The 24,656-nt window shown below is 53.8% G+C and carries 30 protein-coding genes; all 30 read right to left on the bottom strand.

The window, feature by feature from the left end; all coding sequences use genetic code 11:
* Positions 1-1,149: a 1-deoxy-D-xylulose-5-phosphate reductoisomerase gene (dxr, locus tag ACTVDO_RS07530; protein ID WP_020959380.1), complete on the bottom strand. Its 1,149-nt coding sequence runs from the start codon at positions 1,147-1,149 to the stop codon at positions 1-3.
* 20 nt (positions 1,150-1,169) lie between these two features.
* Positions 1,170-1,964, bottom strand: coding sequence for a phosphatidate cytidylyltransferase (locus ACTVDO_RS07525; RefSeq protein ID WP_020959379.1), 795 nt, complete (start codon positions 1,962-1,964; stop codon positions 1,170-1,172).
* Entirely contained in the window at positions 1,961-2,734 is a 774-nt protein-coding gene (locus tag ACTVDO_RS07520; protein WP_442901276.1) for an isoprenyl transferase, read from the bottom strand. The genes ACTVDO_RS07525 and ACTVDO_RS07520 overlap by 4 nt, the downstream gene beginning before the upstream one ends.
* Before the next feature lie 82 nt (positions 2,735-2,816).
* Entirely contained in the window at positions 2,817-3,374 is a 558-nt protein-coding gene (frr, locus tag ACTVDO_RS07515) for a ribosome recycling factor (RefSeq protein WP_020959377.1), read from the bottom strand.
* A 2-nt stretch (positions 3,375-3,376) separates the two neighbouring features.
* Positions 3,377-4,099 carry a UMP kinase gene (gene pyrH / locus ACTVDO_RS07510; RefSeq protein WP_020959376.1) on the bottom strand — a complete coding sequence of 241 codons (723 nt, stop codon included), beginning with the start codon at positions 4,097-4,099 and terminating at the stop codon, positions 3,377-3,379.
* 68 nt (positions 4,100-4,167) lie between these two features.
* On the bottom strand, positions 4,168-5,052 hold the full coding sequence (gene tsf, locus ACTVDO_RS07505; protein WP_020959375.1) for a translation elongation factor Ts: 885 nt from the start codon (positions 5,050-5,052) through the stop codon (positions 4,168-4,170).
* Between the two features lie 158 nt (positions 5,053-5,210).
* Entirely contained in the window at positions 5,211-5,918 is a 708-nt protein-coding gene (rpsB, locus tag ACTVDO_RS07500; RefSeq protein WP_020959374.1) for a 30S ribosomal protein S2, read from the bottom strand.
* 153 nt (positions 5,919-6,071) lie between these two features.
* The gene (locus ACTVDO_RS07495) at positions 6,072-6,668 is read right to left on the bottom strand and encodes a hypothetical protein (protein WP_020959373.1); all 597 of its coding nucleotides are present in this window, start codon (positions 6,666-6,668) and stop codon (positions 6,072-6,074) included.
* 5 nt (positions 6,669-6,673) lie between these two features.
* The gene (locus ACTVDO_RS07490; protein ID WP_020959372.1) at positions 6,674-6,904 is read right to left on the bottom strand and encodes a hypothetical protein; all 231 of its coding nucleotides are present in this window, start codon (positions 6,902-6,904) and stop codon (positions 6,674-6,676) included.
* A gap of 12 nt (positions 6,905-6,916) precedes the next feature.
* Positions 6,917-7,672, bottom strand: coding sequence for a FliA/WhiG family RNA polymerase sigma factor (locus ACTVDO_RS07485; protein WP_020959371.1), 756 nt, complete (start codon positions 7,670-7,672; stop codon positions 6,917-6,919).
* A gap of 43 nt (positions 7,673-7,715) precedes the next feature.
* Positions 7,716-8,213 (bottom strand): chemotaxis protein CheD, encoded by a 498-nt coding sequence (locus ACTVDO_RS07480; protein WP_020959370.1) that lies wholly within the window; start codon positions 8,211-8,213, stop codon positions 7,716-7,718.
* Positions 8,210-8,842 carry a chemotaxis protein CheC gene (locus ACTVDO_RS07475; RefSeq protein WP_020959369.1) on the bottom strand — a complete coding sequence of 211 codons (633 nt, stop codon included), beginning with the start codon at positions 8,840-8,842 and terminating at the stop codon, positions 8,210-8,212. Before ACTVDO_RS07475 ends, ACTVDO_RS07480 begins: the two co-directional genes overlap by 4 nt.
* Before the next feature lie 22 nt (positions 8,843-8,864).
* Entirely contained in the window at positions 8,865-9,302 is a 438-nt protein-coding gene (locus ACTVDO_RS07470) for a chemotaxis protein CheW (RefSeq protein ID WP_020959368.1), read from the bottom strand.
* A 185-nt stretch (positions 9,303-9,487) separates the two neighbouring features.
* Entirely contained in the window at positions 9,488-11,488 is a 2,001-nt protein-coding gene (locus ACTVDO_RS07465) for a chemotaxis protein CheA (protein WP_020959367.1), read from the bottom strand.
* A gap of 14 nt (positions 11,489-11,502) precedes the next feature.
* Entirely contained in the window at positions 11,503-12,549 is a 1,047-nt protein-coding gene (locus tag ACTVDO_RS07460) for a protein-glutamate methylesterase/protein-glutamine glutaminase (protein WP_020959366.1), read from the bottom strand.
* Between the two features lie 9 nt (positions 12,550-12,558).
* Positions 12,559-13,422 carry a MinD/ParA family protein gene (locus ACTVDO_RS07455; protein WP_020959365.1) on the bottom strand — a complete coding sequence of 288 codons (864 nt, stop codon included), beginning with the start codon at positions 13,420-13,422 and terminating at the stop codon, positions 12,559-12,561.
* Positions 13,416-14,525: a flagellar biosynthesis protein FlhF gene (locus tag ACTVDO_RS07450; protein ID WP_020959364.1), complete on the bottom strand. Its 1,110-nt coding sequence runs from the start codon at positions 14,523-14,525 to the stop codon at positions 13,416-13,418. The genes ACTVDO_RS07455 and ACTVDO_RS07450 overlap by 7 nt, the downstream gene beginning before the upstream one ends.
* On the bottom strand, positions 14,522-16,561 hold the full coding sequence (gene flhA / locus ACTVDO_RS07445) for a flagellar biosynthesis protein FlhA (RefSeq protein WP_020959363.1): 2,040 nt from the start codon (positions 16,559-16,561) through the stop codon (positions 14,522-14,524). Before flhA ends, ACTVDO_RS07450 begins: the two co-directional genes overlap by 4 nt.
* A gap of 18 nt (positions 16,562-16,579) precedes the next feature.
* Positions 16,580-17,662 (bottom strand): flagellar biosynthesis protein FlhB, encoded by a 1,083-nt coding sequence (gene flhB, locus ACTVDO_RS07440; protein ID WP_020959362.1) that lies wholly within the window; start codon positions 17,660-17,662, stop codon positions 16,580-16,582.
* Position 17,663: 1 nt separating this feature from the next.
* The gene (gene fliR, locus ACTVDO_RS07435; RefSeq protein WP_020959361.1) at positions 17,664-18,437 is read right to left on the bottom strand and encodes a flagellar biosynthetic protein FliR; all 774 of its coding nucleotides are present in this window, start codon (positions 18,435-18,437) and stop codon (positions 17,664-17,666) included.
* Positions 18,438-18,443: 6 nt separating this feature from the next.
* A complete protein-coding gene (gene fliQ / locus ACTVDO_RS07430; protein WP_020959360.1) occupies positions 18,444-18,713 on the bottom strand; it encodes a flagellar biosynthesis protein FliQ in 270 nt (89 codons plus the stop codon).
* 15 nt (positions 18,714-18,728) lie between these two features.
* Positions 18,729-19,397, bottom strand: coding sequence for a flagellar type III secretion system pore protein FliP (gene fliP / locus ACTVDO_RS07425; protein WP_020959359.1), 669 nt, complete (start codon positions 19,395-19,397; stop codon positions 18,729-18,731).
* Complete coding sequence (gene fliZ, locus ACTVDO_RS07420) at positions 19,390-20,043, bottom strand: flagella biosynthesis regulatory protein FliZ (RefSeq protein ID WP_020959358.1); 654 nt, start codon at positions 20,041-20,043, stop codon at positions 19,390-19,392. The genes fliP and fliZ overlap by 8 nt, the downstream gene beginning before the upstream one ends.
* 23 nt (positions 20,044-20,066) lie before the next feature.
* Positions 20,067-20,426 carry a response regulator gene (locus ACTVDO_RS07415; RefSeq protein WP_020959357.1) on the bottom strand — a complete coding sequence of 120 codons (360 nt, stop codon included), beginning with the start codon at positions 20,424-20,426 and terminating at the stop codon, positions 20,067-20,069.
* A 25-nt stretch (positions 20,427-20,451) separates the two neighbouring features.
* The gene (fliY, locus tag ACTVDO_RS07410) at positions 20,452-21,636 is read right to left on the bottom strand and encodes a flagellar motor switch phosphatase FliY (RefSeq protein WP_020959356.1); all 1,185 of its coding nucleotides are present in this window, start codon (positions 21,634-21,636) and stop codon (positions 20,452-20,454) included.
* Entirely contained in the window at positions 21,626-22,630 is a 1,005-nt protein-coding gene (gene fliM, locus ACTVDO_RS07405) for a flagellar motor switch protein FliM (RefSeq protein ID WP_020959355.1), read from the bottom strand. The genes fliY and fliM overlap by 11 nt, the downstream gene beginning before the upstream one ends.
* A 27-nt stretch (positions 22,631-22,657) precedes the next feature.
* The gene (gene fliL / locus ACTVDO_RS07400) at positions 22,658-23,086 is read right to left on the bottom strand and encodes a flagellar basal body-associated protein FliL (RefSeq protein WP_020959354.1); all 429 of its coding nucleotides are present in this window, start codon (positions 23,084-23,086) and stop codon (positions 22,658-22,660) included.
* Positions 23,073-23,297: a flagellar FlbD family protein gene (locus tag ACTVDO_RS07395; protein ID WP_041267877.1), complete on the bottom strand. Its 225-nt coding sequence runs from the start codon at positions 23,295-23,297 to the stop codon at positions 23,073-23,075. The genes fliL and ACTVDO_RS07395 overlap by 14 nt, the downstream gene beginning before the upstream one ends.
* Positions 23,298-23,347: 50 nt before the next feature.
* Positions 23,348-24,205, bottom strand: a complete 858-nt coding sequence (flgG, locus tag ACTVDO_RS07390; protein WP_020959352.1) for a flagellar basal body rod protein FlgG — start codon at positions 24,203-24,205, stop codon at positions 23,348-23,350.
* 16 nt (positions 24,206-24,221) lie between these two features.
* Positions 24,222-24,650 (bottom strand): flagellar hook assembly protein FlgD, encoded by a 429-nt coding sequence (flgD, locus tag ACTVDO_RS07385; protein ID WP_020959351.1) that lies wholly within the window; start codon positions 24,648-24,650, stop codon positions 24,222-24,224.
* Between the last annotated feature and the right edge of the window lie 6 nt (positions 24,651-24,656).

Below are 24,656 nucleotides of genomic sequence, written 5' to 3'. Positions count from 1 at the left end.
TTACGATAGTAGTGAGCGAACATAGGCGCGCGCCTCCGCGTCGATTTCGCGAATCTCCTCAAGCTGCGGATCGCTCACCGGCTGATGCCGCTCAAGAGCGCGCTCGATCCACTCCTCGATGGCCAAAAACGGGATGCGGCCGGCTAAAAACGCCGCCACCGCCTCCTCATTGGCCGCATTTAAGACCACCGGCAGCGAGCCGCCGCGTTTTCCAGCTTCATAGGCAAGCCGCAGGCAGCGGTAGCGCTCAAAATCGACCGGAGCGAAATGAAGCGCCCCAAGCGTCGCCAAATTCAGCGGTTTCGCCACAGAAAGCGGCAGCCGCTCCGGATACGCCAACGCATATTGGATCGGAACGCGCATATCCGGCGTACCGAGCTGAGCTAAGACGCTCGTGTCGCAAAACTCGACGAGCGAATGGATGACGCTCTCGCGGTGGAGGACGACATCGATCCGCTCATACGGCAGCCTAAACAGCCAATGCGCTTCAATCACTTCAAATCCTTTGTTCATCATCGTCGCTGAATCAATTGTAATTTTCGCTCCCATTGACCAGTTTGGATGGCGAAGCGCCTCCTCGACCGTCACATGAGCAAGCTCTTCGCGCGTCCGATCGCGAAAGCTCCCGCCTGACGCGGTAAGAATGAGCTTCTGCACGTGTTCGGGTTTTTCTCCTTGTAAACATTGAAAAATAGCGGAGTGTTCGCTATCAACCGGAAGCAGCGGCACACCGCGCTTTTTTGCTGCTGCCGTGACGAGATGTCCGGCAACAACAAGCGTCTCTTTATTCGCGAGGGCGATCGTTTTTCCGGCCTCAATCGCTTTCAGCGTCGGCACAAGGCCGATGCTGCCGACAACAGCAGTGACGACAACGTCGGCTTCCGGGCAAACGGCCGCCTCGATCAGCCCTTCCTCCCCGTACACGATCGCAGTCCGCCCGTTGTACTCGCGGCGAAGCGCCTCGTAGGCATCGCGATCAGCGGCGGCGACGAGGCGCGGAGAAAATTCATCGATAAGGCGTTTGGCCGCTTCGACATTTCGCCCGACCGATGCCGCAGCTAGGCGGAACTTGTCCGGATGGGCGCGGATGACATCGAGCGTTTGCGTGCCGATTGATCCGCTCGCCCCTAATATACTAATATATTTCAACACTTTCACTCCTCACCCACTTATCGTACCGCCTCAATAAATATGTATAGCAGCGGCAACACAAACAACAGGCTGTCAAACCGATCCAAAATACCGCCATGTCCCGGCAAAATCGCTCCCGAATCTTTCACGCCATAATGGCGCTTGAAAGCCGACTCGACCAAATCGCCGAGCTGGCCGAACAGCGAAAGCAAAAGCGCAATCCCGACCGCTGCGCCGAGATTGCCGAACGGACCGGCCGCCCACTCGTAAACGGCGGCGACGACAACAGCGGAAGCGATGCCGCCGACGGCGCCCTCGACCGTTTTCTTCGGGCTGATTTCCGGCCATAGCTTGCGCCGGCCGAACGCGCGGCCGAAAAAATACGCCCCAATGTCGGTCGCCCAAATGACGAACAGCGCGTAGACTAAGTATGTCAAGCCGGCCAAGCGGATCGCACTGAAGCAGAAAAAGCCAACGCCGACATAAAGGACCGCCAGCACGACAAACGCCGCCTCATCGAACGTCAGCGCATTTTTCGTCACGACGGTGCCGACAAGCAGCAAAAAGGCGAGTGCGGCCAACACGCCAAACTTCGTCGTCCCGGACGCCAGCCATTCTTGGCCGTAAACAGCGGGAACAAGCAAGAGCCAAAGGGCCGCGAACCCGGCGGCCCCGACGAACGACAGCGGGCGCATTCCTTTCATCCGCAACAGTTCAAACAATCCGACCGTGGCCAATATATATGTTACTATTATAAACGGAAATCCGCCAAAAATAACAATCGGCAAAAAGAGCGCCGCCGCTATGACTCCGGTAATGATTCGCTGCTTCATCGTGCTGACACTCCTCCAAATCGGCGGTCCCGCCGCTGATAAGCGGCAATCGCCTGCAAGAAATGTTGTTCAGTAAAATCCGGCCATAATACATCGGTAAACCAAAGTTCTGTATACGCCAGCTGCCAAAGCATGAAATTGCTCAGACGGATCTCTCCGCTCGTGCGAATGAGCAAATCCGGATCCCCAAGCCCGCCCGTCATCAAATAGGAGGAAAGGAGCGATTCAGTAATGTCCTCCGGCAAGAGCGTCCCGCGTTGGACGTCTTTGACGATTTGTTGGACGGCAGCGACAATTTCCGCCCGGCTTCCGTAATTGAGCGCAAAGTTTAAAATAAGACCGGTGTTGCCGCCCGTTTCGCGAATCGCCTGCTCGACCGCCCGACGCGTATGGTCCGGAAGCCCATCCGTATGGCCGGTCACTTGCACTTTCACATTCTCGGCGACAAGTTCGGGAAGAAATGTTGTCAAAAACTGCTCCGGCAGTTTCATTAGATAGTCGACTTCGGTTTTCGGGCGTTTCCAATTTTCTGTTGAAAACGCGTAAAGCGACAAAACGCGCACCCCGAGCTCGTTGGCGAAACGGGTGATTTTGCGCACGACTTGCATCCCTTCATAATGGCCGGCCATCCTTGGCAACGCCCGCTTTTTCGCCCATCTTCCATTCCCGTCCATGATGATGGCGACGTGGTTCGGAATCGGATGCCTAAGCACATCCTCTTTTGTCAGAGAAGCATCCTCCTCTTTGTTTTTCCGCATTTTATTGAACATACGTGTCCTCCGCGAACGTGTTTTGCCTTTCCATTATAGCAAAAAAACCCTCCATCAACATAGAGGGTTTGCATCGTTTTTCCTATACTTCCATGACTTCTTTTTCTTTCTCTTTCGTGATGGCGTCGATTTTGGCGATATGGCCGTCGGTCAGCTTTTGCACTTCGTCGGTATAGCTGCGCAACTCATCTTCGGTAATCTCGCCGTTTTTCTCGAGTTTTTTCAGCTCGTCGTTCGCATCGCGACGAATGTTGCGCACCGCTACTTTCGCCTCTTCCGAATATTTTTTGACGAGCTTCACCAATTCGCGGCGCCGTTCTTCGGTGAGCGGCGGAATAACAAGGCGAATGACCGATCCGTCATTGGACGGCGTCAATCCTAAGTCTGACGTTAAAATCGCCTTTTCCATTTCTTTGATGACCGATTTGTCGTACGGCTGAATGACAAGCATGCGCGCTTCCGGCACACTGATCGTGGCGAGCTGGTTGATCGGTGTTTGAACGCCGTAATAGTCAACGGTTACTTTCTCGAGCAGCCCGGCGTTCGCCCGTCCGGCGCGCACAGTCGCCAGTTCGCGGCTGAACGCTTGCACAGCTTTGTCCATTTTTTCTTTCGCCTGTTGGATCACTTGCTTTGCCATCGTTATTTCCCCCTTACGATCGTTCCGATATTTTCGCCTAATACGGCGCGCTTAATGTTGCCCTCTTCCATAATCGAAAAGACGATGAGCGGAATATCGTTGTCCATGCAAAGCGAAGAAGCGGTCGAATCCATAACGCCGAGCCCTTGCTTGATGACGTCCAAGTACGATAGTTCATCGTATTTAACCGCATTGGCATCGACGTTCGGATCGGCGCTATAGACGCCATCGACGTTGTTTTTCGCCATTAAAATGACGTCCGCTTCGATTTCCGCCGCCCTTAGCGCGGCAGTCGTGTCAGTTGAAAAATATGGGTTTCCCGTTCCGGCAGCGAAAATGACGACCCGCTTTTTCTCGAGATGGCGAATCGCCCGCCGGCGAATGTACGGCTCAGCCACTTGCCGCATTTCAATCGACGTCTGCACCCGCGTTTCAACGCCGAGCTGTTCGAGGCTGTCCTGTAAGGCGAGCGCGTTCATCACCGTCGCCAGCATGCCCATGTAGTCGGCCGTCGCCCGGTCCATCCCCATTTCACTTCCTGTTTTTCCGCGCCAAATGTTGCCGCCGCCGACCACGATGGCAATTTCGACACTAAGTTCCGCCACTTCTTTCACTTGTTTGGCGATCGATTGGATCACCGCCGGCTGGATGCCAAACCCTTGCTTTCCGGCGAGCGCTTCTCCGCTTAACTTTAAAACAACGCGTTTGTATTTTGGCTGTTCCATGTCAAACCTCCATGATGCGAATCGCTTTGAAAAACAGGGAACACGCGCGTGTTCCCTGTTGCGGTTCGTCACTGCTTTCTTACTTGGCTCATCACTTCTTCAGCGAAATTATCTTGACGTTTTTCAAGCCCTTCACCGACTTCGTAACGAATGAACTGCTTGACAGTGGCCCCGTTCGATTCGACGTATTGGCGCACCGTCACATCCGGATTTTTCACGAATGCTTGCTCAAGCAGGCAAACATCTTCGTAAAACTTTTTCAAACGGCCTTCAACCATTTTCTCGACAATGTTTTCCGGCTTGCCTTCGTTTAACGCTTGCTGTTTCAATACTTCGCGCTCACGGTCGAGCTCTTCCTGCGGCACTTCATCGCGCGAAACGTATTTCGGATGAAGCGCGGCGACATGCATGGCCACATCTTTTGCCACCTCTTCGCTGGCGTTGCCGGCTAATAATGTTAATACGCCGATGCGCCCGCCCATGTGCAAGTACGCCCCAAACGTTTCGCTGTCCGCTTTGTCGACGACCGCAAAGCGGCGGAGCGTAATTTTTTCACCGATTTTGGCGATGGCTTCGTTAATGTAATCTTGGACAGCGGAACCGTTGTCCATCGTTTGTCCGAGCGCTTCATCAAGCGAAGCCGGTTTTTGTTTCAACAAGTGAGCGGCCAGTTCTTTGACGAGCGCCTGAAACGCTTCGTTTTTGGCCACGAAGTCCGTTTCCGAATTCACTTCCAAAATGACGGCCGCATTGCCTTCTACAGCGATGTAAGTCATCCCTTCCGCCGCGATGCGGTCCGCTTTTTTCGCGGCTTTCGCGATTCCTTTTTCACGCAGCCAGTCGATTGCTTTTTCCATGTCACCGTTTGTTTCGGTGAGCGCTTTTTTGCAGTCCATCATGCCCGCGCCCGTTTTTTCGCGCAACTCTTTTACCATTTGTGCTGTAATCGCCATGAAAACATCCTCCTTCTCTTTGTCGCGTATATGTATCGATGCCGGCAACGGATGCCTGTTTTACCCTTATTCGTTAGTATAGCCAAAAGTTGCTGATTTCTGTCTCAAAAAAAGGTGATAAAAGGCTCCACCCCTCTTATCACCTTTCTTAAGCTGCTTTACTCCGCTGCGACGGCCGCCTCTTCGCCTTGTTTTGCCTCAAGCACCGCATCGGCGATTTTCGATGTTAACAGTTTGACGGCACGGATGGCGTCATCGTTTGCCGGGATGACATAGTCAATTTCATCCGGATCGCAGTTCGTGTCCACGATGCCGATGATCGGGATGTTCAATTTGCGCGCTTCCGCCACCGCGATCCGCTCTTTGCGCGGGTCGATGACGAACAACGCATCCGGCAGTTCTTTCATGTCTTTAATGCCGCCTAAAAATTTCTCGAGTCGTTCTTTTTCTTTTTTCAAGCCGATGACTTCTTTTTTCGGAAGTACGTCAAATACGCCGTCTTCTTCCATTTTTTCAATTTCACGCAACCGTTTGATCCGTTTTTGGATCGTCGCAAAGTTCGTCAGCGTGCCGCCAAGCCAGCGTTGGTTCACATAAAACATGCCGCAGCGTTCCGCTTCTTCTTTGACTGATTCTTGCGCTTGCTTTTTCGTACCGACGAACAAAATTTTGCCGCCGTTCGCCGCCAAGTCGCGCACAAAGTTGTATGCTTCCTCGACTTTTTTCACCGTTTTTTGCAAGTCGATGATATAAATGCCGTTGCGTTCCGTGAAAATATATTTTTTCATTTTCGGATTCCAACGGCGCGTCTGATGTCCGAAATGGACGCCAGCTTCAAGCAGTTGTTTCATCGAAATCACTGACATGTATGCTCCTCCTATTTCCTTGTGGTTTTTGTACCTCCGCCTGTCTCATCTTTCAGCAAGACTGGCCAAGCCAGCACCGTTGCTGAAATCATCAGGCGTGTGTATTCACACCATGTAAAAATATATCATAATCGCCGGCAGTAAATCAAGCTGTTATTCGCCTGTTTTTCCTGCTTTTCGGTCAAATTTCAGCAGCAGTTCCACCTCTGTTTTTCCTCTTTGCAGCTTTTTGGCAATCTCCTCCACCGTCGCCCCTTCATCATACAAGTGCCGGGCGACGTCAGCCGTGCTAACGGACGACGAAAGATCAAGCACATCTTCAATCGACTCAATGTCCGGAAAGTAATCCGGAGCCGCATCGTGGCCGTCCTGTTCTGGTTTGACGTTTCCCTCCATTTTCCCCTCCGCCCCGCTCTCATCGCTTTCCGCAGACGACGTGGGCGATGTCGCTCCATTGCCGCCGCTCTCCGCGCGCAGTGCAAGTGCTGCTCGTTTCGACGCCGGCGGCCGTTTGAAGGGTTCGGCAGCTGTTTTCGCCCGAAGCAGCGCGTCAAACTCGCCCAAAAAGCGCTCGTTTTCTTCTTTCCAGGCGACAAGATGGGCCGTCATTGCCTCTTCAAGCTCCTCAGCCCGCTTTGCCGCCCGCTGTTCCGCCTCGCTAAGCCGCGACAGGCGCATAAAAAGCAAAATGATCAACCAAAATGAAAACGCATGAAGCAACAAACTGACTGTTAGCCAAAATGCCCCCATCGTGTTCACGATCCTTTGATGTCGATTGTTTTTCCTTTATCAGAAAAGATGGTTTTCAAAACGGGGGCGTTCCCGCCCGTTTTTCCGTCACTTGGCGGCGCATCCACCCCATCCATTTTTCGCTTGCGGCCGCCCGCTTCTCCTGTCCAATGCGCAGGTGCTGCGCCAAAGCATAGATTCACGGCTTTAGGCACTTTGGGCATGATGCTCGGCAGCGCTGACAACTGAATCTCCACCTTTCTTTTCCTTTAACGCTCCCTAGCAAAAAAACGGCGCAGTTTCCATAGCGCTTTGGCATGAATTTGTGAGATTCTCGACGTGGACAGCCGCAAGATGTTCCCTATTTCCGTAAACGTGAGTTCCTCTTTGTAAAACAAACTAATGACAAGCTGCTCTTTTTCATTCAGCTGTCCGATTCCTTCAGCCAGCTTTTCGATCATGTCTTGCTTGACGACTTGTTCTTCCGGGAGTGCGGCGCGGTCGTCGCGGATCGCAAGCGGCTCGTCGTCCTCCTCACCGGCAGCCTGCCCGAGCGGAAGCCAATTGGAAAAAAACGTTTCATTGACCGCCGCCTGCACTTCCTCTTCCGACATTCCGAGCTCATCGGCGACTTCTTTCGCCGTCACCGACCGCATATACCGCTGTTCGAGCCGCTCAGTTGCGTCTTCAATTTTTTTGGCTTTGTCGCGCACGCTGCGCGGCAGCCAATCTTCTTGGCGCAAGCCGTCGAGGATGGCGCCGCGGATGCGGAACGAAGCATACGTGTCAAACTTCAAATCGCGCGATGGGTCAAACTTTTTAAGCGCATCGTATAAGCCGACGAGCCCGAAACTGACCAACTCTTCCCTTGGCACGGAACTTGGCAGCGTCGCGGAAAACCGCTGCACATGGTAGGAAACGAGCGGCATATAGCGCTGCACGAGCTCTTCGGCCGCATGGCGGTCGCGGCCGTTGACCCAGTCATCCCAATATTTTCGTTCTTCGCCTTTTAGCGCGCTCCCCATCGTTCTCCCCCTTGCCTTGCTAAAACGGCGCAACTCATCCGTTTTATATTTCCTTCACTTCTTGACAGGCGGTCCGGACTGACAGCACGCCCGTTTGCGGATTAAACTCGATCGTCCGACCGCTATGGCCCCCGACATCTTCGGCAACAACCGGAACATGCAACCGCTCGAGCTGCCTTTTCACTTCTTCGACGTTGCGGGCGCCAATGCGCATCATATCCCCTCCGGCTGAAGAAAACGAAAACATTTGCGCTCCCCCGGCTAGCTTCGCTTTGAGCATACTTTTGCGCCCGCCGGCGGCGATGACGAGCTTACAAAGTGCTTCAACCGCTGTGTCGGCATATTTGGCCGCATTGATGACCCCTCCGCGCGCCATCGAGGAATGCGGGAGCATGACATGCGCCATGCCGGCGACCGCTTTTCCGCTGTCATAGATGACGACACCTACGCACGAACCGAGTCCGCACGTGCGAATGACCGTCGGCGCTGCAACGACTTCCATTTCGGCGATGCCGATTTTAACCGTTTGAATCGTGTTCATCCGCCATCCGCACCTAATGCCCGAAAGATGGTGGAAAACGACTCCGGATCAGGGAGGAGAAAGAAATGGCCGTTTATGCTTTCATTCGGCTGCCGCTCATCGTAAATGGCCGTATCAATCAAAATGGCGTAATCGCCGGCGCGCGACAGCTCAAGCAGGCCAAACGACAGCACGGCCCCGATCATATCGAGCGCCAACACCGGCACGGACGGTTGCACGTTTATTTGTATAAAATCAGCTAATGCTGACAAATACGATCCAGCTAAAATATTGCCAAGCTCCTGAAGCGCCGACTGTCCGAGCTCATGAGCCTCCCCTTGGAACGAAAACGAGTCATCCCCGGTCATCCGGTGCACAAACCGCTCAGCCTGCTCCGGCGGCAACACGAAAAACATATTTCCCGGCGCTTCGCCCTCGATGCGCAAATAAACACACGCCATAACTTGTTCCGGTCCGCCGATCAGTTCCATCATCTCGGCAAATGTCGCGATTTGGACGCGCGGGACGGCCATTTCGATTTTTTTGTTTAACAGCGTCGACAAGGCGGTCGCCGCGTTGCCGGCCCCGATGTTTCCGATTTCGCGTAAAATGTCAATATGCGCCCCCGTCAAATTGCAAATGTCATCCAATCGCCAACGCCCCCTCTGCGCTTTATTGATCAAGCACTTTCGCTAAATCGAGCAAAATGAGGAGCCGCTTCTCAACTTTCGCCACTCCATAAATATAGCCCGCTTCAATGCTTCCGATTGCCTCGGGCGGCGGCTCGATGCTCGCTCCCGGAATATCGAGAACGTCGTTCGCTGCATCGACGATCAGTCCGACTTCGACATCCCCGAGGGTGACAATAATCATCCGCGTCTGTTCTCCATATGGTTCAGGCGCAAACCCAAACCGCTCGCGCAAATCGATAATCGGCGTGACGACACCGCGTAAATTGATCACCCCTTTGACATAACGGGCTGTTCCCGGCACGCGCGTAATCGGCTGCATTTTTTCAATCGAGCGGACGTGCTGCACCGGCAAGGCGTACTCTTCTTCTTTCAAGCGAAAGGCAATCACTTTCCAGTCTGTCTGAACGCTGTCATTCACCGGTCATTCCCCCTTTTTAGTTGGGATGGAAACAGAACAAACTATCATTTCATTAAGCGCACGGCCTTTGTGCCTGTTTTCCCGCCAGCCAATGGCGGTGCGCCGATTTCCCGTCAAGGAGGCACCGCCAACGAAGCTTTTGGATTGACGGTAAACTTGCTTTCTCATCGGCATGCTGTCCGCCCTTATTTCACGAGCGCATTGCAATCGATAATCAACGCGACCCGACCGTCGCCTAAAATCGTCGCCCCAGAAATGGCAAAAACAGAAGATAAATAGTTTCCGAGCGATTTGAGCACAACTTCCTGCTGCCCGATAAACGAATCGACCGCTAACGCTGCCAGTTTTTCCCCTTTCCGGACGATGACGGCGGCCACCGTCTCTTCCTCGCTCGCTGCGTCCGGCACGGAAAACACGTCTTTCAACCGGACGAGCGGCACAACTTTGCCGCGGAAATCGATGACCGGCTGGTTATGTGCGGAGAAAATCTCTTCTTTCCTTACCAACGCTGTCTCCATAATCGAGGACAGCGGGATCGCATACGTCTCGGCAGCAATTTGAACGAGCAGCACAGAAATGATCGACAATGTCAATGGAAGCTGGATGGAAAAGAGTGACCCTGTTCCCGGCTGCGAGTCGACAGACACGGCGCCGCCGAGCGATTCAATCGTGCTTTTGACCACATCCAAGCCGACGCCGCGCCCGGAAATATCGGAAATGTGGTCGGCGGTGGAAAAACCCGGAGCGAAAATAAGCCCATATACTTGCTGGTCGCTCAGATGGGCCGCCGCCTGCGGCGAAACGATGCCGCGGCTGATCGCCTTTTGCAGCACTTTCTCCCGGGAAATGCCGGCGCCATCGTCCTCAATTTCAATAAAAACGTGGTTGCCGCTATGGTAGGCGCGCAATTTGACGGTCCCTTCCTCCGGCTTTCCGCACGCCGTCCGGACGTCTGGCGCTTCAATGCCATGATCGAGCGCGTTGCGGATCAAATGAACGAGCGGGTCGCCGATTTCATCAATAACCGTCCGGTCAAGCTCCGTTTCCGCCCCAATAATCTCAAGGCGCACTTTTTTGCCGAGTTCGCGGGCAAGTTGGCGCACCATGCGTGGAAAGCGGTTGAACACCGTTTCGACCGGCACCATGCGCATGTTTAAAATAATCGTTTGTAAGTCGCTTGAAATACGGGACATCCGCTCAACCGTTTCGGTCAATTCGGCATGGCTCAAATCGCGGGAAATTTGTTCGAGCCGCCCGCGATCGACAACAAGTTCTTCAAACAAGTTCATTAACATATCAAGCCGTTCGATATTGACGCGGATCGTCTTTCCTGCCTGTTTCACCGCTTGTTTTTCCGCCGTCTCCGCTTCAGCCTGTGCCGCTGCGGTTTGTGCAAAGGAGGACGACACAGGCGGTTCAAGCCCGGCCTGTTCGCCGCTTTTGGCAGACGGCTCGTTGACTGTCGTCACCACGACCTCGTCGACTTCAGAAATGCCCATCAGCCGCCCCTGCAGTTCATCAGCCGTCATTTTCGATACGACGGTAACAAGAAACTCTTGGTCAAACTGTTCTTCTTCGAGCATATCAGCCGGCGGTGTCGATTTCACAATTTCCCCTGCTTCATTGAGCAACTCAAATACCATGTACACGCGTGCGGCTTTCAACAAGCAATCTTCACGAAGGCGGACGCGAATTTCATAGACAGAAAATCCTTGTTCTTTTGCCTGTTGCAGCACATGGTATTCAAACTCCCCGTAGGCATGCTCAAGGGGCGGTTTTTCGTCCGTTTCCTGTTTGCGCGGCGTCTCTCCTTGCTCAATCCGCTTAAGCTGCTCGACCGTCTCGCTCACATCGCGCTTTCCATCGCCGCCCGAGGCGACTGACATAATCATCGCTTCCAAATGGTCAACCGCGTGGAACACAACATCAAGCAGCTCTGGGCTGACGGCCAGCTGACGGTTGCGGATGCCATCAAGCACATTCTCAAGTTGATGCGTCAAGTTGGCCAAATCTTCAAATCCCATTGTGGCCGACATCCCTTTTAATGTGTGGGCCGAGCGGAAAATTTCATTAACAAGCGTCATATCGTCGGGAGTTTGCTCGAGTTCAAGCAGCCGTTCGTTAATAGCCTGCAAATGCTCTTTGCTTTCGTCAATAAATAAGTCTAAATACTGGCTCATATCCATGCCGTTTTTCCCCCTCACTCCCCGATAGATTGGACGATGGCGACAGCGATGGCATCAAGCGGTGCGATGGCATCAATCACGCCCGCCTCGATCGCCGCCTTTGGCATGCCGAAGACAACGGCCGTTTCGCGCGCCTCGGCGATCGCCTTCGTGTCCCCGCTTTCTTTCAGCTTTTTCAGCCCTGCCGTCCCGTCTGATCCCATTCCGGTCATGATCACCGCCACTTTCCGACAGCGGCGAATGGCGGCAAGCGATTCGAACAGCACGTCAACGGCTGGGCGATGGCCGGCGCGCGGCGGCGATGCATCGAAACGGGCCTTGAGCACGCCGTTTTCTTCACTGACGGCAAGATGAACACCGCCTGGGGCGATATAAGCGGTGCCATTTCGCAGCACCTCCCCGTCTTCCGCCTCTTTAACGGTTATAGCGGATAGGGCATCGAGCCGATCGGCAAGCGATTTCGTAAACCCTTTCGGCATATGTTGGACGATGACGACCGGGGCGGCCAAACCGGACGGCAGCTGCGTCAGCACCGTTTCTAAGGCGCGCGGGCCGCCCGTTGAGGTGCCGATTGCGACGATCGCTTTTTCGGCGCGCGCCGGTTTGACGGGCGGACGCCAAAGCGCGGCTTGCGGCCGCCGGACGGCGAGCGCCCCTATGTTCGCTTCGCTTGCGTGCAACACTTTTCGGATTAGTTCATCCTTCACCTTGTATAAATCAAGCGAAATCGAACCGGACGGTTTCGTGACAAAATCAACCGCTCCATATTGCATGGCCGCTATCGTATTTTCCGCCCCTTCTTTCGTCGTGCTTGATACCATGACGACCGGCAACGGCTGTTTGTGCATGATATGCCGCAATGTTTCCAGCCCGTCCATAACGGGCATTTCGACGTCAAGCGTCACAACATCGGGGCGAAGGACCGCCATTTTCTCAAGCGCCTCTTGACCGTTGCGGGCCGTCCCGATGACTTCAAGGCGCGGGTGTTCGGACAAAAGGTCGCTGATCCACTTGCGCATAAACGCTGAGTCATCGACGACAAGCACCTTGATCGTCTTCATTTCCGTCCTCTACCTTTCTAGCAAAAGTTGGCGCAACCTGGCAAAAAAGCGGCTCGCCCGCCCCGGCTCTTCGTCCCGCCCCGGCGCATAACGGAAGGCTATTTGGCGCACTGCCCGGCTCGCTTTCGCCACAGGATCGAGCAGGACAAACGGCGTCTGGCTGACAACCGCGCGGGCGACCGTCCGGTCTTCCGGAATGATGCCAAGCAGCGCAATCTCTTTGTTTAAAAACCGGCCGGCGACATGCTTCAGCCGTCCAAAAACCTCATACCCTTCCCGATCGTTGCCGGCGCGGTTGACAATGACGGAAAACGGCGCTTCGCCGCCGGCAGCGTGTATATACTTTATCATCGCATACGCGTCGGTCATGGCGGTCGGCTCCGGAGTTGTCACAACAAACACGTCGTCAACCGACTTTAAAAAATACAATCGTTCCCCCGATGCCCCCGCCCCCATGTCAAAGATGAGGTAATCATACCGTGACGCCACAGCCTGCAGTTCAGTCAAAAAGTAGTCGATACCGGACGTATCTAGCGTCCGCCATTGTGCAGCCCCCGTTCCCCCGGCAATGTACGATAGACGCTCCGGCCCGCTTTTGACCAGTTCTGACATCGGCAGCCGGGTCGAAAGCCAATCGGTTAACGTCAACGGCGATGACTGGCCGAGCAAAATATCGATGTTGCCCATGCCGATGTCCATATCAAGCAGCAAGACACGAAACCCTCGCTTAGAGAGCGACAGCGAAAAATTTAAAGAAAAGTTCGACTTGCCGACTCCGCCTTTTCCGCTCGTCACTGCGATTGTCCGCGGCGCCGGCCGCTGCCGGAGGCCGCTTAGCTCGAGGCGAAGCTGTTCTGCTTGATCTTTCACCATGGCCCCGCTCCAACCAACAGGTGAACGAGCCGGTCAGCCGACGCTTCAATCATGTCGTCCGGCACGTTTTGCCCGTTCGTAAAATAGGCGGCACCAAGCCGGCTGTCGAGCAGCAAGTTAAATACGGCCCCGTACGAGTCGGTCTCATCGAGCTTGGTGATGATCAGGCGGCTGAGCGGCAAGCGGGAAAAGCGGGCATAGATGGCTTTCATGTCGTCATGCTTGCCGGTGGCGGCGAACACGAGAAACGTTTCTGTTTCGCTGTCAAACTCAATCGTTTGCTGCAGCTCGGTGACATATTGTGGGTTGCGGAAATTGCGGCCGGCCGTATCGACAAACACGAGGTCGCAATCGGCCAAGCGCCGCTTCGCCGCCCGAAAGTCATCGGCGTGGTAGCACACTTCGAGCGGGGCTTGCAAAATGTGCGCATACGTTTTCAACTGGTCGATCGCCGCGATCCGGTACGTATCCGTTGTGATAAACCCGACTTTTTTTCCATGCTCAAGCACCGCGCGCCCCGCCATTTTAGCGAGCGTCGTCGTTTTTCCAACCCCGGTTGGACCGAGCAAAACCACATATTTTTTTTGCCCTGTGGCTGCGGGAAGAAACGGAAGCGGCATCAACATGTCGCGCACCGCCTCTTTCACCCAGCCGGCGACGGCTGCCGGCGAGCGCCCTCCCTTATCGGCGTACCACCGTTCAAGCAACCGGTCCATCACTTGCCGGATGTAAACATCTTCCACCCCTTGCTGCGTCAGCCGCCGCTCCGCATTCATAAGCGGCGGCGGATACAACAGGGAAGACGGCCGGCCGGCCATTTGGCGCACGAGCGCTTTCACTTCCCGAAGCTCGGCGGCCAACAAACCGTCTCCCCCCTCCCGCCCTTCCGGCAACGAAGGAGCTGCGGACTCTGACGCGCGCAGGGGCAACGGATCAGGATCGATGCCGGCCAGCACCTCAATCCTTTTTTTGGCAAACAAACCGAACAATCCGCCGGTATGAATTTCCTTCGAGTGCAAAATGACGGCATCGCGGCCAAGTTCAGTCCGGATCATTTTCATTGCTTCGTTCATGGACGGGGCTATAAACTTTTTCACTTTCATTCGATTTCCACCATCCCTACGCTTTGGACTTCGACGTCAGCCTCAAGCTCGTTATATGACAGCACCGGAATCGTCGGAAAATGGCGCTCGGTCAGTTGGCGGACGTACATACGCACCGCCGGAGAACAGAGCAAAATCGGCGTTTGGCCAGCGAACGGATAACGGTCGAGCGCCGCGGCCACCGCCTCGACAAGCGCCTGCGCCCGCTCCGGATCAAGCGCCAAATAGCGGCCATGCTCCGTTTGCTGCACCGCATCGGCAATCGTTTTTTCCGCCTTGCCAGAGAACGTGATGACGCGCAACGGTTCACCCGGCACGGCGTACTGCTTCGTAATTTGCCGCGCCAGCGCTTGGCGGACATATTCCGTCAACAAATCGGTGTCGCTAGTCAGGCGGGCAAAATCCGCAAGCGCCTCAAAGATGAGCGGCAAATTGCGAATCGACACTTTCTCTTTTAGCAGCTTGGCAAGCACTTTTTGAATATCGCCAACCGACAGCGGATTCGGCGTTACATCATCAACAAGCACAGGGTACGACTCTTTCAAATGGTCGATCAGCTGCTTCGTTTCTTGACGGCCGAGCAATTCATGGGCATAGGACTTGAGCACTTCCGTCAAATGCGTCGAGACAACCGACGGCGGATCGACCACCGTATAGCCGAGCATTTCCGCCCGGTCTTTCATCGCCTCGGAAATCCATTTCGCCGGCAGACCAAACGCCGGTTCAACCGTGTCAATCCCTTCGACCGATCCGTCATCAATCCCGGGGCTCATCGCCAAGTAATGGTCAAGCAGCAGCTCGCCGCGCGCCACCTCTTCGCCTTTCATTTTCACCCGGTATTCGTTCGGCTGAAGCTGGATGTTGTCCCGGATGCGTACAACCGGAACGACGATGCCAAGCTCAAGCGCGAGCTGGCGGCGGATCATCACGATCCGGTCAAGCAAGTCGCCGCCTTGGGCGGCATCCGCAAGCGGAATAAGCGCGTAACCGAACTCAAACTCGATCGGGTCGACATGCAACAGTTGAATTACGCTTTCCGGACTTTTCAATTCGTCCGCCGCCGCTATTTCCTCTTCCGGCCCGGCCGCTTCCTCATGCTGCTGTCCCCCGGCAAACCGGTAGCCGCCAAGCGCCAACAGACCGGCGATCGGCATTGTCAATGCATCATTAATCGGCGTAAACAAGCCGAGCAAAAAAATCGTTCCGGCGGTGACGTACAACATTTTCGGAAACGCAAATAACTGGCGCATAATATCGCCGCTTAAGTTGCTGTCAGACGCTGCCCGGGTGACAATGATGCCGGTTGCGGTCGAAATCAGTAACGCCGGAATTTGACTGACAATCCCGTCACCGACCGTCAGCAACGTATAACGTTTCGCAGCCTCGGCCATCTCCATCCCCTGCTCGACAACGCCGATCACCATGCCAAACAACATATTGATGATAACAATAATAATCCCGGCGATAGCGTCGCCTTTCACAAACTTGCTCGCCCCGTCCATCGCGCCGTAAAAGTCAGCCTCTTGCGCGATTTTTTCCCGCCGTTGCCGCGCTTCCTGCTCGGAGATCATGCCGGCATTCAAATCGGCATCAATGCTCATCTGTTTTCCCGGCATCGCATCGAGCGTAAAGCGGGCCGCCACTTCGGAGACGCGCTCCGCCCCTTTCGTGATGACGATGAACTGAATAATGATTAAAATTAAAAACACGACAAATCCGACGACAACATCACCGCCGACAACGAACGTCCCAAACGTCTCAACGACACCGCCCGCTTCTCCTTTGCTCAAAATCGCACGGGTTGTCGAGACGTTCAATCCAAGACGAAACAACGTAAGCACTAAAAGCAATGACGGAAAAATGGAAAATTCGAGCGGTTCTTTCGTGTTCATCGCCGTCAGCAAAACGAGCAAGGCGAGCGAAATATTGACGATGATCAAAATGCTGAGCAGCCATGTCGGCAGCGGAATGACGAGCATGGCGACGATAAGCACGACCATAAACAACACCGATAAATCTTTGAGCTGCGCTTGCATATTTCTCTCTCCTTGCTGTTACCCTTTTCGTTTGAGCCGATAGACGTACGCCAAAATTTCCGCCACTGCCTTGAAAAACGCCTCCGGGATCATGTCGCCGATGTCCGTCTGTCGGTAAAGCGCCTGCGCCAACGGACGATTTTCAACGGTAACGACGCCGTTCGCCCGGGCAATTTCCTTGATTTTCAATGCCACATAGTCGGCTCCTTTCGCCACCACGACCGGTGCTTCCATTTTTCCGTCTTCGTACTTAAGTGCGACAGCATAATGGGTCGGGTTCGTAATGACGACGTCCGCGTTCGGCACTTCTTGCATCATCCGTTTCATGGCCATCTCCCGCTGTTTCTGTTTGATGCGCGACTTAATGAGCGGATCGCCTTCCGTCTTTTTATACTCGTCTTTAATGTCTTGCTTCGACATCCGAATGTTTTTTTCAAATTCAAACCGCTGGTACAAATAGTCAAACAGCGCTAAAAACAAGAGCGCGGCGGCGGCATACAGCCCCATTTTCACCGTCAAGCCACCAACGACAGCGAGCATGGCGCTTGGTGGTTTGGAAACAAGCGCCATTAGTTCGCTCCGGCCGGAAAGCAACAGCGCAAAGACCACTGCACCGATGATTCCGGCTTTTAACACTGATTTCAACAGTTCGACAATGGCGCGCAGCGAAAAGAGCCGCTTCATTCCTTGCACCGGGTTGAGCCGGTTCCAGTCCATTTTCAGCGGTTCAGCGGTAAAAAGAGCGCCGACTTGCAAAAAGTTGGCCAGCCCGGCCGCAAGCACGGCGGCGGCAAAAAACGGAGCCAAAAGGAGCGCCGCATGGCGGAGCCAGTCAAGAAACAGGAGGTGGAGCGAATCCATTGTCAACGGGACGGACGCATAATCGGACAGCGCACGGGTGAACAAGCGCAACAAGCCATCGCGTTCGTATGCCCCCGCCAACAGCAAAACGAGAAACGTAGCCAACAAAACGGCGGCGGCAACCGCGTCGCTGCTTTTGGCCACCTGCCCCTTTTCCCGCACTTCTTGCCGTTTGCGCGGCGTCGCCTTTTCCGTCTTTTCCCCGGCGAAAAACTGCAAATCAAGCCGCCAACCGCCCATCTTACCCTCCTCCTAACAACCGCATAAACTCGCGCAACGACGCAAACATAAGTTGAAACAGTTCGCGCGCGGAAAGTAAGATTCCCCCGATCGCGGCAAACAGAAGCAAAAAGGCCGCTGCCGTCTTAAGCGAAAACCCGACGACAAAAATATTCATTTGCGGCACCGCGCGGGTGATAATGCCAAGCGCCACATCGACTAAAAAAAGCGATCCGACAAGCGGGGCGGCCATTTGCACGGCGACAGCAAACATTGCGGCAAACGCGCGAACGGCATACTCGATGGCCTGCCCGTCAGCAATATGCGGCCACCGGTCGAGCGGCAGCCACTGATAGCTGTAAAACATGCCGTCAAGCAACAAATGATGCCCATCAAGAGCGAGCAAAAGCAAAAGTGCCAGCGAATGAAAGTACTGGCCTAACAACGGGCTTTGCGTCCCGGTTTGCGGATCAATGACATTGGCGATAGCAAACCCGATTTGAAAGTCGATCAACCCACCGGCAATTTGCACCGCTGCCATAACGATCGCCGCAAGCAGCCCAAGCGCCAGCCCGACGAGCACCTCTTTGAAAACAAGCAACATATACATATCATTCAAGGGCAGCGCCGGTTTAGGCACGGCCAAAAACAAAAGCCAGCTGAAAAAAAACGCCAACCCGATTTTGTACGAAGCCGGCACCGTCCGATACGAAAAAAGCGGCATCGCGGCAAAAAACGAAGCGGTGCGGGCGAAGATAAGCAAAAATGCCGGAAAGTGAGTCCATAATTGTTCCATGACCGATCAGCCTATGAAAGAAGCTAAATTGTTGAAAATATCATGGGCGTATGACACCATTTTCGAAAGCATCCACGGCCCAAACAACACGAGCCCAAGCAAGACGGCCACAATTTTCGGCACAAAGGCGAGCGTCTGCTCCTGAATTTGCGTCGCCGCTTGAAAAATGCTGACGACAAGTCCGACAACAAGCGACAACAACAAGAGCGGACCGCAGACAATCAACACAATATAGACACCTTGCTCAGCAAGGCGAATGATGAAATCGGCACTCATGGACGCCACCTATCTTTATTGGAAGCTTTGCAACAGTGATTTGACGACTAAGTGCCAGCCGTCAACAAGAACAAACAATAAAATTTTAAACGGCAGCGAAATCATCACCGGCGGCAGCATCATCATTCCCATCGACATTAAAACACTGGCGACGATCATATCGATGACGAGAAACGGAACAAAAATCATAAACCCCATTTGAAACGCCGTCTTCAGCTCGCTAATCGCGAACGCCGGCACGAGCGCAGTGAGCGGGATGTCGTTGACCGTTTTCGGCGGTTCGGCGCCGCTGTATGATAAAAACAGCGCCAAATCTTGCTGTCTTGTATGTTGGCTCATAAACTGCTTGAGCGGAACAGCGGCGCGTTCGTACGCTTCATCCAAATCAATTTTCTCGGCAAATAGCGGCTCGAGTGCCTGATCATGGATGTCTTTCCATGTCGGCGCCATAATGAAAAACGTCAAAAACAACGCCAGCCCGATCAACACTTGGTTCGGCGGCATTTGCTGCGTGCCGAGCGACGTGCGCACGAACGACAACACGATGACGATGCGCGTGAAACACGTCATCATAATTAAAATGCCGGGAGCAACCGACAAAACGGTAAGCAACAGCAGCAGTTTCACCGATGTCGACACGTGCTCGGGAGCCATGGAATTAAACATATGGATAAATTCATTCATCGCCGGCCGTTCCTTTCTTTTTCAGCCGCTCTAGCCACTCGTTCCGCCTCTCGGCCATTTGTTTCATTTCCTCGGCAAACAGCGCCGAAAATGAGGGCGACGGACTGCCTTCCGTCTTTGTTTTGGCTGCCCAATGTCCGCGCAGCCGGAAGCCGAATCGGCTGAAATCAGCCATCCGTTCAAGCCGTTCGTGATGTTGCGCCAACAGCTCATTTATTTCGTTTTCGTCGCTAATTTCCCGCAATAGTTGAATCGAATCGCCGACGCCGATGACAAGCAGCCGGTTGCCAATTTTAATGAGCTGAACGGAGCGGTTTGTTCCGACGCTCGTCCCGCCGAGGTGCTCGATGACACCTTTTTGGCCGGAAACGAATGGCTGGCGGCGGGAAAGCCATTTCAACAGCATATAAAGAAGAAGGAGAACAAAGGCGGTTGCCCCGATGAGCCGGAGCACATCAGAAGCAGAAACGGCATCGACCGTCTTGTCGGGCGATTGTGTCTGTTGCCCGCCCGGCGCTGACGGCCCGCACGTATCCGGGTGCTGCAGGCAGTCGGCGACCGTCGGGTTTGGGGCGGCCGATGCCGGCGACGCGCTACACATAATGGCTGCCACGAACAAAGCCGCCGCCCATCGCCATATTGCCATCAATACTATCCACCTCTTATCGCTTATCCGATCGTTTTGTTAATCGCTTCAATGACGCGATCCGCCTGAAACGGCTTGACAACGAAATCTTTCGCCCCGGCTTGGATGGCGTCAATGACCATCGCCTGTTGTCCCATCGCCGAGCACATAATGACTTTGGCGTTGCTGTCGATTTTTTTAATTTCCTTGAGCGCCGTAATCCCGTCCATCTCCGGCATCGTAATGTCCATCGTCACAATATCGGGGCGCGTCTCTTTATATTTCTCAATCGCCTGCCGCCCGTCGGCCGCTTCAGCAACGACTTCATGCCCGTTTTTTGTCAAAATGTCTTTAATCATCATCCGCATAAACGCCGCGTCATCGACTACAAGTATTTTTGCCATGTCCGCCTACCTCCTGCAATACCTATTATTTTAGCCGTTTTAACCGATCGCTTTGGCTGGCAATATCGGTGATGCGCACACCAAAGTTTTCATCGATCACCACGACCTCGCCTTTCGCGATCAGCTTGTTGTTGACAAAAATATCGACCGGCTCGCCGGCTAGTTTATCAAGTTCAATGATCGATCCGGCCGACAGCTGCAAAATCTCTTGCACCGAGCGTTTCGTCCGCCCAAGTTCGACCGTCACTTGCAGCGGCACATCAAACAACAGCTCTAAATTGCGCGCCTCCGCTGCGGCAAGCGGCGGGGCGTCGAGCTCAGCAAAATCCGCCGCTTGAATATGCCGCTCAGCCATCCTTGTTTCTTCCTTAGAACGTCCGACCGGTTCATTTGTGAAGCGGCCCGCCGCCGGAGAGGGAGGCATGCCGCCGACATGAGCGTAAGCAGGCGCCGGCTGCGGCTTTTCAAGCGGCATCGCGTCCGCGGGCGATGGTTCGAGCGTGTTTTCCTCCTTTTCTGCTTCTCCGGCCGCCTCCGCCGGCGAACCGAGCAGATGGGCGACAAGTTCTTTGGCAAAATCAACAGGCAACAGCTGCATAATGCTCGAGTCTATTAAAGCGCCGATTTTGAGCCGGAACGACACTTTAATGAAAATGTCCTCGTCCGGCAAATATTCCAATCCTTTTCCTTCGGCTAAATCGAGAAGATGGAGCGCCGGCGGAGAAATGTCCACCCGCTTGCCAAAAACGGTGGACATGGATGTCGCGGCCGATCCCATCATCTGGTTCATGGCCTCCTGAACCGCGCTCAACTGAATCTCCCCAAGCGAACTGTCGGCGGCCGTCCCGTCGCCGCCCAACATTAAATCAGCGATAATGGCCGCATCTTGCTGCTTGATGACAAGCAAATTCGTCCCTAAAAACCCTTCGGTGTAGTTGACTTGGATGGCGACATACGGCTGCGGAAACTCATCAGCCACACTTGTCCGCTCGATGACAGACACGCTCGGTGTGGTAATTTCCACTTTTTGGTTTAATAACATTGACAGCGCCGTCGCCGAACTGCCAAATGAAATGTTGCCAATTTCTCCAAGGGCATCCTGCTCGAGCGGGGCCAAAATGTCGTGAAGCGCCGGAACGTGATCCCGATTGTCCATTCCGCGCAACAGGGCATCGATTTCATCTTGCGATAACATTCCATCATTCATCATGTCCTTCTTCTCCCCCCTCGATCGTCGCTAAAATTTGCACCGCCAGCTTTTTGTTCCGCTTCCCCGGCTGGCCGATAAATTTCGGAATATGGCCGATTTTAACAACAAGCGGCTCATGAATCGACTGCTCGAGCTGAATGACGTCGCCCACCTCGAGCTGAAGAAACTCACCGACGGTGACAACCGCTGTGCCAAGCTCGGCGACAATCGGCAAGCGGGCCGTACGGATGCGCTGTTCAATTCGTCCTGCTTCCTCGGGGGAACGCTCCTTTTTTTGCGCCTGCATCCAATAGTGCACCGACAACCGCGGCATAATCGGCTCTAAAACGACGTGAGGGATGCAAACATTCATCATGCCGCGCGCTTCACCGATTTGCGTGTTGAGCGAAATGACGACGACCGTGTCGTTCGGTGCAATCATACGTAAAAACTGCGGATTGACCTCAAAATCAACGAACAGCGGATCGATCTCCGCCACCGACTCCCATGCATCGCGCCAATGTGCGAACGCCTTGTCAAACAGGCCGGACATGATGCGCGTTTCAATTTCGGTTAGATGGTCCACTTTGTCCATGCTGGCGCCGCGCCCGCCCATCACCCGATCAAGCATGGCATAGGCGATGTTCGGGTTGACTTCCAGCAGCACATGCCCATCCAACGGCGGCACTTCGAAAACGTTAATGATCGTCATCTTTGGAATGGAACGAACGAACTCTTCGTACGGAATTTGATCAGTCGAAGCGACCGAGATTTGCACATATGTGCGCAGCTGGGCGGAAAAAAACGTCGTCAACAAGCGGGCAAAGTTTTCGTGAATGCGCGTTAAACTCCGGATTTGATCTTTGGAAAACCGAAGCGCCCGCCGGAAATCATACGTTTTGATGCGCCGCCCTTCCTCTTCCTTTTTTAGTTCTTCCGCGCTCATTTCCCCGGCTGAAAGCGCGGCAAGCAGTGCGTCAATTTCGCTTTGCGATAATACCTCACCGGCTGTCATGTCACCTTCCCCCCTTTCGACGGCAGGCTACTGGAGGATAAAGGAGGTAATGTAGACGTTCTCCACTTTCCCTTCCTGCATCAATGCGTTAATGTCTTGCTTGAGCCGCTCTTTCAATGCCGCCATTCCTTCCTTCCCTTTAAAGTCGGCCGCTTTCATTTCCGAGAGCTGCTCAATGATTGCATCCTTAATCTGAAAATCGCGTTTTTCTGCCTCTTCTTTCCCTTTATCGCTGTCGGTCTGAATTTTAAATGATATTTTAATATAACGCCCGTCCGCTAAATTCGTTGTCATTTCCGGAATGTCAACTGAACTTTCGGCCAATTCATCAGCACTTGGCGCCCCTTGTTTTTCCTTGCCGGTCATATTCATGACGGCGACAAGCGCCGCCGTGCCGGCTAAGGCAATGACTGCGAGCACGATGACCATCGTTTTGATTACTTTATTCCCTTTCACGGTCCAATCCCCCTGCTTCTGGTAAGCGAAACACACCGACTTGCCGGTAAAATTCGCCTGCGAGCGCTGCGACTTGTTCGACCGTTTCGCGAACGACGAATTTTTTCCCGTTCGTCAGCGTCACAGTTGTATCGGGAAACGCCTCGATTTGTTCAATGTAAAGCGCGTTGAGCATAAACCGTTTGCCGTTGAGCTTCGTTAACGGAATCATCGGCAAGCGGGCATCAGCGCCCGACAACGGCTGACGCCCTACCTCCTATTCTACTTTTTCAAGTTGACAAGCTCTTGCAAAATTTCATCCGATGTCGTAATAATCCGCGTATTTGCCTGAAAGCCGCGCTGAGCGACGATCATTTCCGTAAACTCTTCAGCAAGATCGACATTCGACATCTCAAGCGCGCCGGAGACGATTGTTCCGGTGCCGTTTTCTTGAGGAGGGAAAGCAATCCATTCGTCATCTTCACCAATAATCGTTCCTGAGTTAGCGGTTTCCCTAAATAAATTCCCTCCAACTTTTTCCAGGCCATCACTATTCGGAAACTTAGCAAGCCGAATTCTGCCTGCCACTTGCAATCTTCCTTCACTATCAACATAGTTGACGACTCCGTCGGCGCCAATGCTCATGCTTTGTGCATCCGTTGGCACTTGAATGCGCGCTCGAAATCCCGTAAATGTCCCATTACTATATCCTTCACCGACTAAATACAGACCATCGGCATTGACAATATGCCCCTCTTTATCCAAATAAAAATTCCCCGCCCTCGTAAATAACGGATTCACAAGTTGTCTATTATTGTTCAACTCGCCAAGAATGAAAAACCCATCCCCCGAAATCGCCAAATCGAGCACGCGCCCGGTCGTTTGCAGGCTTCCTTGCGTATGGATCGTGTCGATGGCGGCCAACTGCGAACCGAGCCCGACTTGCTTCGGATTCGTGCCGCCGCGGCCGGCGTTCGGCCCGCTCGCACCGGAAATCGTTTGACTCATCAAATCTTGAAAAACCGTTCTTCCTTTTTTAAAACCATACGTGTTAACGTTGGCAATGTTGTTGCCGATGACATCGAGTTTCGTTTGGAAATTGCGCATGGCGCCAATGCCGGAATACATCGAACGAAGCATTCGTCCCCTCTCCCCTCTATTCGTTTTGTTCGACTGTTATCACCGCATCAGCGGCAATCGTCGTCCCGCTATCGAGCCCGAGAACAATGTTCCCGTCTTTTTGCGTCACCGATTTTACAACCGCGCTCATCGCTGCGTCGCCTTCTTGCCAATGCACCGTTTTGCCGATCCAGCCGCTGTAGCGCAACAGCGCATCGCGCCCGTTTGTTTGCACCCATTGTTCCATGAGACCAGCGATGTTCATCATTTGCTCAAGCGATGAAAAACTCGCCATTTGCGCAATGAACTCTTTATCTTCCATCGGGTTGAGCGGATCTTGGTTTTGCAGTTGGACAAGCAAAATTTTCAAAAAATCGTCTTTGCCAAGAATTTGGTTGCCCGTCTTGCGTTCCGGCTGAGACGCGTTTGCCAGCCATAAACTGGCATCGATCGTGTTCGTTGCCATCATCGT

The sequence above is a fragment of the Geobacillus sp. BK01 genome (assembly GCF_052220245.1).
In the GTDB taxonomy this organism is placed as follows: domain Bacteria; phylum Bacillota; class Bacilli; order Bacillales; family Anoxybacillaceae; genus Geobacillus.
This window is presented reverse-complemented; position numbering and strand designations above follow the sequence as displayed.